Below are 15,015 nucleotides of genomic sequence, written 5' to 3'. Positions count from 1 at the left end.
AAACGGGCTTGAACGGCTTGCCGGTCGGGTATTTGGCGCGCCAGCCTCGTCAGAAAACCGAATTGATCAGCGCTTCCTTAGATAGAAATCATACCTGTAAAAAAAATACGATTCAGAAATGGTTGCCTTGTACCACAGAACTTTCCTACATGCCAGCAGCCTGTATCCCTATGCACAGACTGGGCCATGGCGGTGACAATGTTTTCTCCGACGGCGCCCTCCATTGCACGCCAAGGGACGGCGCATCGGAAGCAAGCAGGCCAGGCAGCCAGAGGCTGTCATGCATATGTATCCCACTTACAAAGGAAACTATCATGAACTCGAACAAATCGAACCAGACCAGCAAATCGTCGTCGGACAAGCAAGCCGATACCATGCAAAAAGGTAATCAACAGTCCGGCAATCAACAGTCAGGTAGCCAACAAGGCGCCGGCAAGCAAGGCGGCACCCATGAGCAGCACGTGGAAGCGGGCCGTCAAAGCCACAAGAACGATGCCAATCGCGGTGGCGCCTCGCAACAATCGGGCAATGCACAGGGCAACCAGCAGTCCGACCGCTCGCAAGGCAATCAGCAGTCGGCGTCCGGCTCGGGTTCCAGCTCCGGCTCGCGCGGCGGCACGCATGAGCAGCACGTGGAAGCCGGCCGTCAAAGCCACAAGAATGACGCCAAGCGCTAAGCCTTGCGGTCCAGCCGGACCAGCACAGCTTCGCTAGCGACAGCCAGGCCGGCAAACTTGCCGGCCTGGCTGTTTTATTGCGCAGCATGCAGCCGTTGTCTGCTGGCGCATTCTGCGCGATAATGACGCCCATGAACGATACCACTACCTTACCCCCATTGCCCGATCGCCTGTCGATCGACCCCAGCAGCCCTTATCACGTCGCCGCCGTGTTTGAAAACGACGTGGGCATCAAGTTCAACGACAAGGAACGCCTCGATGTCGAAGAATATTGCATCAGCGAACGCTGGATCAAGGTTGCCTCGACCAAGTCGCTGGACCGCCGCGGCCGCCCGCTGCAAATCAAACTGAAAGGCAAGGTCGAAGCGTTCTACCGCTGATGCTTGTCCATCTTGTTGTAAAAAAGGCCGATCCGATCGGCCTTTCTTGCATCTGGCGACCGCGTCTCAATCCTCGCCGCAAGTGATACCGGCTGCTGCGGCAAGCGGCAGCCACAACATGGCGTCGGCCAGCACCTGGTCGACCGGCAAGGCGCACTGACGGGCTGCATGCAAAGCGCAGGCCTGCAGGCTGCCGGCATCGTCGCTTGCCGCCTGCAGCAAATGAAATTGCCACGGCAGCAAGCTGTGCATGCCGAGCCGATAATGCAAGCGCGCGATGGCGACATGGCCGGGCCCCGGTGCGGGCTGGGGCGGCATGGCGTCATCGGGGGCGGCCTGTGCTTCGCGCCAGAATGCCTGCAGGGAAAACGACAGGGACAGCAGGCGCGTGCACGGCGCCAGCCGTATCCGCGTCTCGCCGCCGGTGAGCCAGGCCAGGTCCGGCATGGACACCGCCGCCCGCTGCTCCAGTCCCCGCGCCCTGCCCGCCTCGCTGCGCGCGCGTTCCAGCCGGGCCAGCTCAACGGGAAAGCGCAGCTGTTCGCCACCGCCCGCCGGCTGGCTGGCCGCAAGGAAATCGGCAAAGCCGCCCCCCAGGTCATACAAGGTGGGCGAGCGCGAGGGGTGGCGCCAGACATAGGCGCGGGCGAAAAAGTCGAACAGTTCCGCGCCCATGGTCTTGCGCAGCACGGGGAAATCGACCTGCAGGCATTCGAGCAGGCGCTGCACATAGCCGTCGGCGTAGATATGCAGGCGCGCCTGGCGGCCGGCCGCGCTCTTGAACACCTCGTCCCGGCTCAGGCCATGGTGATGCTGTGCCAGTTCCATGCCGCGCTGCGCGCCGCCGGGCGCCGTCATGGCCGTCAAAAACCAGGCCTGCAGCCGCGCCAGCGATTGTTGCTCGGATTCATGCATGGACATCTCCCAGGTGAAAGCTGAGCGGGCTGGACACGGCGCCGCGCGCAGGCACCAACGGTGCTTCGTCCGAAAACTCGCCCCGTTCGGCCGCGCGCGCCTTGGCCAGTTCCGCCAGCAGCTGCGGATACGGCGGGATATTCGCATCCCATTCCAGCAGCGCCGACACGCCGCCCGTCAGCCGCTGCGCCAGCGCATACAGCCGCCAGACAGCAGCCGGCACGGGGGCGTCATGCGTGTCGATCAGCACCTCGCCGCAATCGGTGGGGCCAGCCAGGTGGAGTTGCACGATATGCCGGTGCGGCAATTGGCGGATATAGTGCGCCGCGTCGTAGCCGTGGTTGTGCGCGCTGACGTACACATTGTTCACGTCCAGCAGCAGGCCGCAGCCCGTGTCTTCGGCCAGGCGGCCCAGGAATTCCCATTCCGGCATGCTGGAGCTGGCGAACTCGACATAGGTGCTGGGGTTTTCCAGGATCAGCGGACGGCCGAGGAAATCCTGCACCTGGCGCACGCGCGCGGCCACATGCCGAAAACTGGCCTCGTCCAGCGGCAGCGGCAGCAGGTCGTGGCTGTTGACGGAGGCGGCACCGGTCCAGCACAGATGGTCAGAAATCCAGGCCGGCCGCACCTCCTCGGCCAGCTGGCGCAGCTTGGCCAGGTAGCGCAGGTCGAGCGGATCGCTGCTGCCGATCGACAGCGACACGCCATGCATGACGATCGGCACTTGCGCCGCCACTTGCTCCAATACATGGCGGCCATAGCCATGGTTGTCGATAAAGTTCTCGCTGATGATCTCGAACCAGTCCACCTGCGGTCCGTGTTCCAGGATGTGCTGGTAGTGTTGCGGGCGCAGCCCGACGCCCAGGCCCAGATGCGGCAGGCCCAGGCGGGGAGCCGCCAGTTTATTGGCGGCCATCATCAGGTCGACGGTGGCAGGGCCATGCGCAAATCGGTCGGCGCCGGCTTGGCTGCGGGGGTTGCGCCGCGCGCCGCCATCACCTTGACATACGCTTCCCAGGCCTTGTCATACACGCTTTCGCCAAGGGCGAAGCTGACGGTCTGGCCCAGGGATTCCGACTTGTGGTCCGGGCCCGGGCCGAAGTTGTACAGGGTCATGGTGCCTGGCGTGGCGTTGGGGTACAGCTGGGAGGCCGAAATCGGCACGGCACAGCCGCCGAAGGTGGCGCATTTGTTGTCGCTTGGTGCGCTGTAGACGTCGTCCGCCGGCACCGGTGGCGGCGGTTTGGGCGCGCCGCACAGATTGCCCGCCACCTTGGTTACCTTGGCCGAATGGCCACAGGACGAGCCGCCGCACTGGCCGCCACCCGTATCGAGCTGGGCAAAGCCGCAGCCGCCCTGGGCATGGCAGCCGTTCGAGCCGCGACAGGTATGGTAGACGGCCAGCGCCGCGCAGGTGGCTTCGGCCTCGCCTTCCAGGTGCATGCCCTGGCAGGCGTGGTACAGGATGTCCTTGTCGCGCACCGGCACGCCCGTTGCCAGGTTGGGCGCCTGGCCCAGCACGGCCCAGCACAGCGCCATGCGGTCACCGGCGCCGACCATCGACGGATACGGAAACGCCGTGCTCTGGTCTTGCCAGTAGGTATCGAGCACCGAGGTGATGCCGTAGATGGCGCCGTTGGCGACCGTGCTCAGCATCGTCAGGGTGTCGGACTTGTCTTTCAAGCGGTTCAGCGCGCCCGCCACATCGTCGGGGCCGGGAATATTCTGCGGCGCCGTGGCCTGATTATAGTGCTCGTTGGTCAGCATGGCCGCGTCCCAGACATGGCCTTCCGCATGCCATTGCGCCCAGGTCTTCACCGGCAGCATGTGCTTCACATGGCCGAAGCGCTCGTAGTGATCATATTTGGCGCTGTCGTGGCGGGCCGCCGCGTCGCGCGACTCGGCGTCGCCGCCGTCGTTGCTGTAGGAGGGATAATCGACCTTCAGCGCCGCATCGTCCTCGCGGTAATCGGGTTGCACCGCCATCAGCATGGCGCCCACGTTGCGGCGGTAGCGCTTGATGGCGCCATCGCTGCCCTCGCCCTGGTCGGTAATCGCGGCCATCATGTCGATCGCCTTGTTGAACGAGGTGATATTGCCGCCATCCTGGACATTCGGCCCGAAGCTGGTGTCGAAGCGGGGGAACTCGGCCTTTTCATGGCCCTTGACGGTGGTGTTGAACATGTCTTGCTGCACCGAGTTATTGACGAACAGCTTCTGCCACAGGGTTTCACCATCGGTGTACTCGATGCTGATATAGGCCGCATAGCATTCGTACATATAGCCGATGGTGCCGAACAGGGGCAGGTCGTGCACATGCTTGCCCGGCGTCCAGCCGTCCAGCGGCACTTGCGGGAAATACTTGGTGTGATCAAGCTTGTCGAAGGCGCGCAGCTGCTCCCGCGCCTGCTTTTCCGGCTGCTCGATGGCGCGGAACAGCTCGCACTGGTTCTCGTTCAGCTCTTCCAGGTTGACCCGCACCTTGCTGTAGCCCGAGGTGTCCTTCAGGTCGACGATATGCGGAATCGTGGTCAGATCTGGTCCGTAGCAGGTCCAGCCATGCTGCTGGTTCTGCAGTTCCGCACCCGTGAAGCACGGCGCGGCGCCGATCGCGGTGGCGATATTCGACGCCATCTGCAGGTGCAGCATTTCCTGGATAAACACGCTGAAGATGATGTTGAAGGCCTTTTGCTCTTTCGACTCGGGCCGCGCGGTGGTGCTCATGCCCGGCCATTGCCGGCCTTCGTAGTAGCGCACGCCCTTGGAATTGATCTGGTGCGTGCCGTAAATCGAATACATGGTGGCCATGTACAGCGGGATGGTAAACAGCTCCACGCTGACGGCCGCCTGCGCAATGGCGCGCACGGCCGCCGTATCGGTGGCCAACTGGTCGAGCGGACGGTGCTTGATCGGCGACTGGGTACTGCCTGCTTCGGGCATTTTCATGCTGGTCTCTCCACGGGAAGATTGCGTATCGGATGGATGCCCTGCCCGCGCCATTCTGCGTGGCGCCGGGAAAGGCTGGAATATGATACTTCGTGAAAAGATATTCTTACGTCAAGATTTAAATGCCGCGAAAAAGAACGCTTTTTACCGATTCAGTCACCATCCTGCCTCGAAAAAACAGTGTTTTTCCTTACAACGATGACAATTGGATAGATTTTGCAAATCGCGCGCGTGTATAAGCTGTGCGCCGCGCTGCACTGGCTAGTGACTATCGATTCAATAGTCACTGTGATGGCCGCAGGAAAGCGCAATCGGGTGTCTGCGCATTACATGCGCTACCAGCCCAACTATCCGGGCTGGCGCTCAATACTCGACGCCAGGAGAATATTGCTCTCCGCATGCTTGCTCGAGGCGACAGCGCTGGTGGCTGGCAAGGTCGAATGGACCGAAGGACGCAAAATGGAATCTCTGATTCAGGAAATTGCCCATGGCAATGTGAGCATTTCGATCTATCACCTCGATGGCGTCGAGGTTGGCCAAGTCCAGCCAGACAAGGTACACGCCTTTCCGCGCACGTGATGAAACACCTATCGTGTTATATCGTCCCGCGACCTGGAACCTGATGCCTCAACTAACGTTGCCCATCGCCCGCATCAATGCCGCTGTATCTCGATCAGCTCGATCTCGAACAGCTTGGGCCACAGCTTGCCGGTGACAAACAGGCGCTTGCCGTGCTTGTCCCAGGCGATGCCGTTCAGCACGGCGTCCGGGTTTTCGGTGCCGCGCTGGGCCGGCGGCAGCAGGCCGGTCAGGTCGATCCAGCCCACCACCTTGCCGCTGGCGGGGTCGATGCGGGCGATGACGTCGGCGCCCCAGACATTGGCAAACAGCTGGCCGTCGACGATTTCCAGTTCGTTCAGGCGCGCGATCGGCTTGCCCTCGGCCTTGACGTCGAAGCGGCGCACTTCGGCCATGGTTTTCGGGTTCAGCACGCGGATGGCGGCGCTGCCGTCGCTCATGTAGACATATTTTGCATCGCTGGCCAGGCCCCAGCCTTCGCCCTGGTACTCGAACTTGCGCTTGAGCTTGAAGCTTTTCTGGTCGAACACATAGCCGGTCTGCGTGGTCCAGGTCAGCGCCATGATCTCGTCGCCCACATCGGTGATGCCTTCGCCGAAAACGTTCTGGTCCAGCATTTCGCGCTGCAGCACCCTGCCCGTCTTCAGGTCCACCTTGCGCAACGAGGACTGGCCGTTCTGGCCCGTGCTTTCATACAGATGGCCGTCCTTGAACAGCAGGCCCTGGGTAAAGGCGCGCGGATCGTGCGGATAGGTATTTTTTACCAGAAAGCCATAGACGGGGATGGCGGCCTGGGCATAACCCATTTCGCTCATCAGCCCGACCGTGCATGCCAATCCCAGCAGCATGGAAGTGGTTGTGCGCCTGAGTTTGGTCGTGACGGTGGTGTGCATGTTCTGGTGGAGTGGTTGCGGTCGCCTATTGTAATCGCACTGCGGGCACGGCATTGCCCATATGCGCGCGCACCAGGTCCAGCCAGGCACGGGCGGCAAACGACAGGCGGCCGGCGCGGCGCCAGGCCAGCATCAGATTCCATTCCACCGGCGGATCAAGCAGGGGCACAATGGCGAACTGGCTGGGGTCCAGGGTGTCGCAGAACATCTTCGGCAGCAAACACACGCCCACGCCCAGGCGCACCAGGGAGGCGATAAAGTCCCACTGGCCGCTGCGGCTGGTAATGCGTGGCACGAAACCGGCGCGCTGGCAGGCGTCCAGCACGATCTCGTTCAGCGCAAAGGCGTCGCCATAAAAGACAAACGGACTGTCCGCCAGCTCCGCCAGGGCCACCGCGCTTCGCCCCTGCCAGCCTGAATCGGGCGGCGCAAGCAGGCACAAGGGCGAGCGCACCAGCGGCAGTGATTCGAACTCCTGCCAGCTGGCGACGTTGCCCGGATAGTCCAGCATGGTGCCCAGCTCGATGCTGCCCTTGCGCAAGTCGCGTTCGATCGCCTGGGTACCGCTTTCGACCATTTTCAGTTCGATGCCCGGATAGCGCTGGTGATACTCGGCCAGCCACGGCGCAATCACCGTATGGGTTTGCGGCGACACGCCCACGCGCAGCTCGCCCCGCTCCAGGTGCTGCAAGTCGCGCAATTCCACCTTCAATTCCGCATGCAGGGCCAGCAATTCATGGGCGCGCGACAGCACCACCTTGCCCGCGTCGGTCAGGGTAAACCGCTTGCCCACCCGGTCCAGCAAGGCCAGGTCCAGCGACTGTTCCAGCTGCGCGATCATCTTGCTGACGGTGGGTTGCGTCACGTGCAGCTTGCTGGCCGCGCGTGTAAAGCTGTTCTGTTCCACGACTTCGACGAAGTAGCGCAGCGAGCGGATATCCATCATGCATTCCAATATCGAATGAACTTCATAAGTTTAAGTCATTTTATCTTTTAATCATGGCAACCTACAATGCAATCTTCCGCCATTGAAAGCCTGCCATGCACGCCAACTGTTCCAGTCCCGCCTTGCCTCCAGCCAGCACACCGGCCTGGCGCCGGCCCGCGCAAACGCTGTGGCAGGTGGGTGTGCTGATCGCTGCCTGGTGGGCCGCCGACCATGCGGCTGCCGCTTTGCATTTGCCTTTTTCGGGCGGCGTGGTGGGCATGTTCCTGCTGGTGGCATTGCTGGCCTCGGGCTGGGTCAGGCCAGCGGCGGTGGAACTGGGCGCCAACTGGCTGCTGGCCAATATGTTGCTGTTCTTTATACCGCTGGTGGTCTCGGTGGTGCAATTTACCGAGCTGATCAAGGCCAAGGGCCTGATCTTGCTGCTCGACATAGGGCTGGGCTTTGCGTGCGTGATGCTGGCGACGGCCTTTACGGTGGAATGGGTATGCCGCATCGAGCGCCGCCTGCGCCTGAAAAAACTGCTGCGCCAGCGCGCCGCAAGGACGGCCCCATGAATACGCTGACCCTGTCGCTGCTGTTTTTGCTGCTGACGCTGGTGCTGTTCTATGCCAACCAGGCCCTGCACCGCCACCATCCGCACTTTTTGCTCACGCCCGCCATCTGCACCTCGGCCATACTGATTATCATCGTGCAAGCCACCGCCACGCCTTTCAGTACCTATTTTGGCGAAACGCGCTGGCTGCCCTGGCTGCTGGGTCCCGCCACCGTCGCGTTTGCGCTGCCGATCTTCCAGGAACGCAAGCTGATCCGCAAGCACTGGCTGGCCTTGTCGCTGGGCAGCTGCGCCGGCATCGTGGCCTCGCTGGCCGCCACCTTGCTGCTGGACCGCCTGCTGGGCGTGCATGGCGACATGGCGCGCAGCCTGCTGGCGCGGTCGGTCTCCACGCCGTTTGCGCTGGAGGCGTCGCGCCAGATGGGTGGCTCGGCCCAGCTGACGGGCATCTTCGTGGTAATGACGGGCTTGTTCGGCCTGATGCTGGGCAAGCCGCTGTTGAAACTGCTGCCGCTGCGCATGCGCATCGCCCGCGGCGCCCCGTATGGCGCGGCCGCGCACGGCTTTGGCCTGTCGGTGGCGCGCCGCGTCGGCACGGAAGAAGGCGCGGTGGCCAGCCTGACCATGATTTTTTCGGGCGTGGTCACCGTCCTGCTGGCGCCCGTGATTGGGCATGTGCTCGCTTAGGCGCGAACGTGAAAGCCGTTTATCGGGGATAATACCGGCTTCACCAGTCCACCCGGCGCCGCCAGTATGAAATACCCCGCTGTTTTGCCCTTCGCCGAGATCCTGCCGCGCCTGCATGAATTCGACGCCATTCTCGATGTGCGCAGTCCGTCCGAATTTGCCGAAGATCACTTGCCTGGCGCCATCAATCTACCTGTGCTGGACGATGAGCAACGCATCAAGGTCGGCACGCTGTACAAGCAGACCAGCGCCTTCGAGGCGAGAAAACTGGGCGCCGCGCTGGTGGCGAAAAATATTGCACGCCATATCGAAGAAAACTTTCTCGGTCATCCGCAGGACTGGAAGCCGCTGGTGTATTGCTGGCGCGGCGGCAACCGCAGCGGCAGCATGGCGCATATCCTGGCGCGCATCGGCTGGCCCGTGGTCCAGCTCGACGGCGGCTACAAGGAATACCGGCGCCATGTGAACGCCGAACTGACCACCCTGCCCGCCGCGTTCGACTTCATCAATGTGCTGTGCGGCCCCACCGGCAGCGGCAAGAGCCGTTTGCTGCAGGTGCTGGAGCACCAAGGCGCGCAGGTGATCGACCTGGAACACCTGGCGGCCCACCGCGGCTCGGTGCTGGGCGGCTTGCCGACGGCGGACCAGCCCTCGCAAAAAGCGTTTGAAAGCGGCTTGTGGCAGCAGCTGCGCCACTTTGATGCCAGCAAACCCGTGTTTATCGAATCCGAAAGCAAGAAGGTCGGCCGATTGCGCGTGCCGGACGCGCTGATGGACAAGATGCGCGCCGCCGACTGCACCGCCGTGCAACTGTCGACCGCCCACCGCGTGCAGCTGCTGATGCAAGACTATGATCACTTTGTTGGCGACCCGGAAAAACTCAATGTGCAGCTGGCGCTGTTGACGCAGCTGCATGGCCGCGAGAAAATCGGCCACTGGCAGCAACTGGCGCTGGCCGGCCGCATGAGCGAACTGGTCGAAGAGCTGCTGGTCCAGCATTACGACCCCGGCTACCGGCAGTCGATCAAGCGCAACTTCCGTCGCTACGAACAGGCATCGCCGCTGGTGCTGCCCGATATCTCCGATGCTGCTTTTAAGCAAGCTGCGCTCAGCTTGTGTACTATCGTCAGCAACAACACCAACATCAGCAGGAACTCCCATGTCAGATAGCATTGCAGCACCGATCCGATTGACCGAATTTGCCCATGGCGGCGGCTGCGGCTGCAAGATCGCGCCGGGCGTGCTGGCCGAGATATTAAAAGGCAGCGGCGGTTTCCCGATGCCGAAAGAACTGCTGGTCGGCATCGAAACAGCCGATGACGCCGCCGTCTACCAGCTCAACGACGAGCAGGCGCTGATCGCCACCACCGATTTCTTCATGCCCATTGTCGACGACCCGTTCGATTTTGGCCGCATCGCCGCCACCAATGCCATTTCCGACGTCTACGCCATGGGCGGCACGCCGATCATGGCGCTGGCCCTGGTCGGCATGCCGATCAACAAGCTGCCGGTGGAAACCATCGGCCTGATTTTAAAGGGCGGCGAAACCGTGTGCGCCCAGGCCGGCATTCCGATCGCTGGCGGCCACACCATCGATTCGGTCGAGCCGATCTACGGCCTGGTCGTGCTGGGCCTGGTCCACCCGTCGCAAGTCAAACGCAACGCGGGTGCGCGCGCCGGCGACCAGCTGGTGCTGGGCAAGCCGATCGGCGTGGGCGTGCTGTCAGCGGCGCTGAAAAAGAATGCGCTCGATGCCGACGGCTACGCGGCCATGATAGACAACACCACCAAATTGAATACGCCAGGCAAGAAACTGGCCCTGCTGGACGGCGTGCATGCGCTGACCGACGTCACCGGCTTTGGCCTGCTGGGTCACACGCTGGAACTGGCGCGCGGCGCGGGGCTGCAGGCGCGCATTGCTCTTGAGCAGGTGCCACTGCTGCCGCAAGTGCGGCAACTGGCCGAGCAAGGCAATGTCACCGGTGCGTCCGGGCGCAACTGGCAGGGTTATGGCGAGCAGGTATCGCTGGCCCCATCGCTGAACAGCGTCGACCAGGCCATCCTCACCGACCCGCAAACGGCCGGCCCGCTGCTGGTGTCGTGCGCACCGGAAGCCGTGGAACAGGTGCTGGCGATTTTCCGCGCCGAAGGCTTTGCGGAAGCGGCGGTCATCGGCGAGATGCAGGCAGGCAGTACTGGCGTTTCCGTATTTTAATAAATAACCTAAAAGGTAATCGCATGACAACGTTCTCCAAATTCCCCGCCATCCTGGCCACCGTCGCCGCCACCCTGGCCATCCACAGCGGCATCGCCCAGGCGCAGCAAGTCTTGCGCGTCTCGGCGATTCCCGACGAAGCGCCGACCGAACTGCAGCGCAAGTTCAAGCCACTGGGCAGCTACCTGGAGAAAAAACTGGGCATGAAGGTGGAATTTACGCCCGTGACCGATTACGCCGCGTCCGTCGAAGGCCTGATCAACCACAAGCTGGACATGGTCTGGTTCGGCGGCTTTACCTTCGTGCAAGCGAACGTGCGCAGCGGCGGCAAGATCGTGCCGCTGGTGCAGCGCGAGGAAGACACCAAGTTCCGTTCCGTGTTCGTCACCACCAACCCCGACATCAAGCAATTGTCCGACCTGAAAGGCAAGAATTTCACCTTCGGTTCCGAATCGTCGACCTCGGGCCACCTGATGCCGCGCTACTACCTGCTGGCCGCCAAGATCAATCCGGACACCGACATGAAGCGCATCGCGTTCTCGGGCGCGCATGACGCCACCGTGGCGGCCGTAGCTGGCGGCAAGGTCGATGCGGGTACGCTGAATATTTCGGTATGGGAAAAACTGGTCGAATCGAAAAAAGTCGACCCGGCCAAGGTCCGCGTGTTCTACACCACGCCCGGCTATTACGACTACAACTGGAGCGTGCGCTCGGACATGAACCCGGCCGTGCGCCAGAAGCTGACCGACGCCTTCCTGGCGCTGGACCCATCCACGCCTGAAGGCAAGGAAATCCTCGAGCTGCAGCGCGCCACCAAGTTCATCCCGACCAAGGCCGAGAACTACAAGGATATCGAAGCGGCTGCGCGTGATGCGAAGTTGTTGAAGTAATTTACGTCAACGCGTTTTACCGTAGGTCGGATTAGCGGCGAAGCCGCGTAATCCGACACCACCAGGGACGCCAACAATGTTGTCGGATTACGGCCTCCGGCCTAATCCGACCTACTGATCTCACAAGCATGACATTCCAACTTCATAAAGTCAGCGTCCACCACGCGGGCGCCGCCGGCAATGCGCTGGCGCTGCGCGAACTCAGCCTGGACGTGGCTCAAGGTGAACAGATCGCCCTGATCGGCCCGTCGGGCGCCGGCAAGACCAGCTTGCTGCATACCCTGGCCTGCGCGCTGCGGCCCGAGTCCGGCACCCTGAACATTCTCGGCGCGGCACCGTGGCAACTGGCCAGCGGCGAACGCCACGCCTTGCGCGCGCGCCTGTTCCTGGCGCCGCAAACCCCGCCCTTGCCGCCGCGCCAGCGCGTGGTCAACGCGGTGCTGGCCGGCAGGCTGCCGCAATGGACCTTGTGGACGGCGATGCGTTCGCTGCTGGCGCCGACGGACCCGCGCGCGGCCTGGGAAGCGCTGGGCAAGTTCAATCTGCAGGACAAGCTGTACGCGCGCGTCGACCGCCTGTCCGGCGGCGAACGCCAGCGCTGCGGCATGGCGCGCGCGCTGGTGTCGAACGCACAGGTGTTCCTGGTCGACGAACCGTTGTCGGCGCTCGACCCCACCCTGGCCGTGCAGACCATCGCCGTGCTGCAGGAAGAAGCCACGGCGCGCAACGCGACCTTGATTTGCAGCCTGCACCAAGTCGAGATCGCCCGCGCCTGCTTTCCCCGCATTATCGGCCTGCGCGATGGGCAGATGGTATTCGATGCGCCCGCCACGCAAGTGACCGACGCGATGATCTCCGCACTGTATCAAAACAAGGCGGACCCCGCACCAGAATTCGACCCTGTCGCGGAAAAACTCGAAGCGGCGAGGCCCCATTGCTGACGGCAGCAAAACCGGCCATGCCGCGCGATCCGGCCTGGCGCGACCGCCTCATCACGGCGGCCGTGATAGTGATCGTGCTGTGGCCGATGCTGGTGCAGGCCGAATTCAAGCCCTGGATCTTATGGGACGAGCAAAGCCTGGAAGCGACCTGGAATTTTCTGTCCAGCTTCGTGCCGCCGGCCCATTCTGCCGATTTTTTGCAACTGGTGCTGGTGTCGAGCTGGGAAACCATCGCCATGGCGACGGCCGGCATGGCGCTGGCCATGCTGGGTGCGATACCGCTGACCCTGCTGGTCACCGAGCGCCTGTCCATTTCACGCATCGGCACTGGCCGGGTGTCGCCGCTGGCGGCCGCCCTGCGCCATGGCGTGCGTACCCTGCTGGTGTTGCTGCGCAGCGTGCCGGAACTGGTCTGGGCGCTGCTGCTGGTGCGCATCGTCGGCCTGGGCCCCACGGCCGGCGTGATCGCGATCGCCCTCACCTACTGCGGCATGCTGGGCAAGGTGTATGCGGAAATCCTCGAATCGTCGGACGCTTCCGCCTGCAATGCCTTGCTGAACAATGGCAGCGGCCGGCTGACCGCCCTGCTGTATGGCGCCCTGCCGGAGTCGGCCGCCGAACTGGTGTCGTACACGATTTACCGCTGGGAATGCGCGATCCGCGGCTCGGTGGTGATGGGTTTTGTTGGCGCCGGTGGCCTGGGCCAGCGCATGGATGAATCGATGAAGATGATGGCCGGCAGCGAGCTGGCCACCATGCTGATGGTATTCGTGCTGCTGGTGGCCGGCGCCGATGCGGTGTCGGCCATGCTGCGGCGGAGGCTGTCATGAAGCACGATTTCACACTGCCGCCCCTGCCGGTCGCGGAACCGGTACGCTGGTCGACCTGGTGCTTGCTGGCGGGCCTGGTGCTGCTGGTCGTCGCCAGCTTTGCCAGCCTGCCCTTGAAATGGGGCGAATTCTTCAGCGGTGAAGCGGTGCACACGACTGCCGACTTCCTGCACGGCTTTGCGCCGCCGGAACTGACGCCGGCCTTTCTTTCCAAAGTAGGCATCGCCACCTTTGAAACCCTGGCCATGTCGGCCATCGGCACGGTGATTGCCGCCATCCTCGGGGGCCTGCTGGCGCTGCCCGCCAGCGGCCGCTTTGGCGTGCTGGCGCGCAACATCACGCGCGGCTTCCTGAACGTCTTGCGCTCGATCCCCGAACTGGTATGGGCGTCCATTTTGCTGATCGCCGCCGGCCTGGGGCCATTTGCCGGCACCCTGGCTCTGGCGCTGCATACGGTGGGCGTGCTGGGCCGGCTGTTTGCCGATGCGTTCGAAAACTGCCCACCGTTGCCGGCCGCCACCCTGCGCATCAACGGCGCGCGCCCGGCGGTGGCCTTTTTGTACGCCACCTTGCCGCAGTGCAGCCCGCAGATGATGTCCTACACACTGTATCGCTGGGAAAACAATATCCGCGCCGCCGCCATCCTGGGCGTGGTGGGTGCCGGTGGCCTGGGGCAAATGCTGAAATACCATCTGTCGCTGTTCCAGATGCAGCAGGCCGCCACCGTGATCATCGCCATGCTGCTGATGGTGGCCGCCGTCGACGCGCTCAGTTATGTGTTGCGCCGGGCTATGACTCGCTAAATTACTTTTATAAGGAGTACCCATGCCAAGCTGATGGATGATCATATCTACAGGCACTCCGGAGCACATAGCCGATTCGCGAGCGAGACCTAAACGACAATGGATTGAACGCCCCTTTTCATTTTTCCCAAAATACAACATTGGATAAAATAAACTCTTATAATTCATTGATTAATTGCAAACCAATTAAAATAAATGCAAAATAGTTCTTTTTTGGTTGCGAATTATGAAAAAATTTATAGCAATATTAATGATGTCAGCTTTACTATCCGGTTGTGCGACAGCACCCAATAGCTCCTACAACGTTGAACGCAGTGCCAACAGTCAACATTCGACAAATGGCCAATACGACTCGCAGTCATCTGCTACTGGACGGTCGACAAGTTCCTCGTCGTCGTTCTCATCCGAAAAGCCATTCTGGACAGGTACCACAATCTTTTGGACAATAGTTAGTATTGCCTTGGTGGGAGTCGCTGCAAAGAAATCAAGTGATAAGACATGCCATACCGGACCGCGCGGTGGAACTTATACCATAACGGCAAATGGCAACAAGAATTATTCTGGTTGCTGATTTAGCGAAAATTTAACATTGAAGTATTTTTTAGCAACTACTCAACTAAGGGCTGGCTGATCCGAGTTTCCGGCTTCGTTGGCGCGCAGCAACAGTTCGCTCATCCTATAGTGGATCCACGATTTGAGACAGCAGTTTAAGCTATGGTCCTCAACGGAGGATGGCAGGGAATGACAGAAGCAA

Annotated in this window: 16 protein-coding genes; 11 read left to right on the top strand and 5 right to left on the bottom strand. The window is 62.0% G+C overall.

The features are described from left to right. The first annotated feature begins 314 nt into the window (after nt 1-314). Together ACP7B7_RS30945 and ACP7B7_RS30940 are read left to right on the top strand one after the other, a co-directional pair. A complete protein-coding gene (locus ACP7B7_RS30945; RefSeq protein ID WP_308921218.1) occupies nt 315-677 on the top strand; it encodes a hypothetical protein in 363 nt (120 codons plus the stop codon). 131 nt (nt 678-808) lie between these two features. Further along, the gene (locus ACP7B7_RS30940) at nt 809-1,057 is read left to right on the top strand and encodes a DUF3297 family protein (RefSeq protein ID WP_065308447.1); all 249 of its coding nucleotides are present in this window, start codon (nt 809-811) and stop codon (nt 1,055-1,057) included. A 66-nt stretch (nt 1,058-1,123) separates the two neighbouring features. Here ACP7B7_RS30940 and ACP7B7_RS30935 read toward each other — a convergent pair whose 3' ends face one another. The 3 genes from ACP7B7_RS30935 to ACP7B7_RS30925 are packed head-to-tail and all read right to left on the bottom strand — an operon-like array spanning nt 1,124 to nt 4,921. Beyond that, nucleotides 1,124-1,972, bottom strand: coding sequence for a putative DNA-binding domain-containing protein (locus ACP7B7_RS30935; protein ID WP_426079258.1), 849 nt, complete (start codon nt 1,970-1,972; stop codon nt 1,124-1,126). Continuing rightward, entirely contained in the window at nt 1,965-2,876 is a 912-nt protein-coding gene (locus ACP7B7_RS30930; RefSeq protein ID WP_308925767.1) for a DUF692 domain-containing protein, read from the bottom strand. The genes ACP7B7_RS30935 and ACP7B7_RS30930 overlap by 8 nt, the downstream gene beginning before the upstream one ends. Before the next feature lie 17 nt (nt 2,877-2,893). Then, nucleotides 2,894-4,921 (bottom strand): ferritin-like domain-containing protein, encoded by a 2,028-nt coding sequence (locus tag ACP7B7_RS30925; RefSeq protein WP_308921220.1) that lies wholly within the window; start codon nt 4,919-4,921, stop codon nt 2,894-2,896. Nucleotides 4,922-5,137: 216 nt separating this feature from the next. Between ACP7B7_RS30925 and ACP7B7_RS30920 the strand changes: the two genes are divergently transcribed. Further along, nucleotides 5,138-5,500 (top strand): hypothetical protein, encoded by a 363-nt coding sequence (locus ACP7B7_RS30920; protein ID WP_426079257.1) that lies wholly within the window; start codon nt 5,138-5,140, stop codon nt 5,498-5,500. A gap of 74 nt (nt 5,501-5,574) precedes the next feature. Here the strand turns inward: ACP7B7_RS30920 and ACP7B7_RS30915 are convergent, their stop codons facing one another. Both ACP7B7_RS30915 and ACP7B7_RS30910 read right to left on the bottom strand, forming a co-directional pair. Next, nucleotides 5,575-6,393 (bottom strand): glutaminyl-peptide cyclotransferase, encoded by an 819-nt coding sequence (locus ACP7B7_RS30915; RefSeq protein ID WP_308921222.1) that lies wholly within the window; start codon nt 6,391-6,393, stop codon nt 5,575-5,577. A 25-nt stretch (nt 6,394-6,418) separates the two neighbouring features. Beyond that, a complete protein-coding gene (locus ACP7B7_RS30910) occupies nt 6,419-7,336 on the bottom strand; it encodes a LysR family transcriptional regulator (protein WP_308925768.1) in 918 nt (305 codons plus the stop codon). A 98-nt stretch (nt 7,337-7,434) separates the two neighbouring features. Between ACP7B7_RS30910 and ACP7B7_RS30905 the strand changes: the two genes are divergently transcribed. The 8 genes from ACP7B7_RS30905 (at nt 7,435) to phnE (ending at nt 14,261) form a co-directional block, all read left to right on the top strand. Then, nucleotides 7,435-7,896 (top strand): CidA/LrgA family protein, encoded by a 462-nt coding sequence (locus tag ACP7B7_RS30905; RefSeq protein ID WP_308921223.1) that lies wholly within the window; start codon nt 7,435-7,437, stop codon nt 7,894-7,896. Further along, nucleotides 7,893-8,582 carry an LrgB family protein gene (locus ACP7B7_RS30900; RefSeq protein ID WP_426079256.1) on the top strand — a complete coding sequence of 230 codons (690 nt, stop codon included), beginning with the start codon at nt 7,893-7,895 and terminating at the stop codon, nt 8,580-8,582. The genes ACP7B7_RS30905 and ACP7B7_RS30900 overlap by 4 nt, the downstream gene beginning before the upstream one ends. A 66-nt stretch (nt 8,583-8,648) precedes the next feature. Further along, nucleotides 8,649-9,752 carry a tRNA 2-selenouridine(34) synthase MnmH gene (gene mnmH, locus ACP7B7_RS30895; protein ID WP_308921225.1) on the top strand — a complete coding sequence of 368 codons (1,104 nt, stop codon included), beginning with the start codon at nt 8,649-8,651 and terminating at the stop codon, nt 9,750-9,752. Then, complete coding sequence (selD, locus tag ACP7B7_RS30890; protein ID WP_308921226.1) at nt 9,742-10,797, top strand: selenide, water dikinase SelD; 1,056 nt, start codon at nt 9,742-9,744, stop codon at nt 10,795-10,797. The genes mnmH and selD overlap by 11 nt, the downstream gene beginning before the upstream one ends. 23 nt (nt 10,798-10,820) lie before the next feature. Next, on the top strand, nt 10,821-11,687 hold the full coding sequence (locus tag ACP7B7_RS30885) for a putative selenate ABC transporter substrate-binding protein (protein WP_308921227.1): 867 nt from the start codon (nt 10,821-10,823) through the stop codon (nt 11,685-11,687). A 128-nt stretch (nt 11,688-11,815) separates the two neighbouring features. Further along, the gene (locus ACP7B7_RS30880; protein WP_426079255.1) at nt 11,816-12,628 is read left to right on the top strand and encodes a phosphonate ABC transporter ATP-binding protein; all 813 of its coding nucleotides are present in this window, start codon (nt 11,816-11,818) and stop codon (nt 12,626-12,628) included. Between the two features lie 17 nt (nt 12,629-12,645). Beyond that, nucleotides 12,646-13,458: a PhnE/PtxC family ABC transporter permease gene (locus ACP7B7_RS30875; protein WP_426079254.1), complete on the top strand. Its 813-nt coding sequence runs from the start codon at nt 12,646-12,648 to the stop codon at nt 13,456-13,458. Further along, a complete protein-coding gene (gene phnE, locus ACP7B7_RS30870) occupies nt 13,455-14,261 on the top strand; it encodes a phosphonate ABC transporter, permease protein PhnE (protein ID WP_308921230.1) in 807 nt (268 codons plus the stop codon). Before ACP7B7_RS30875 ends, phnE begins: the two co-directional genes overlap by 4 nt. Nucleotides 14,262-15,015: the final 754 nt, after the last annotated feature.

It is taken from the genome of Janthinobacterium sp. PSPC3-1, assembly GCF_049896105.1.
Taxonomy (GTDB): Bacteria; Pseudomonadota; Gammaproteobacteria; order Burkholderiales; family Burkholderiaceae_D; genus Janthinobacterium.
Note: the sequence above shows the minus strand (reverse complement) of the source record. Positions and strands in the feature narration are given on the sequence as shown.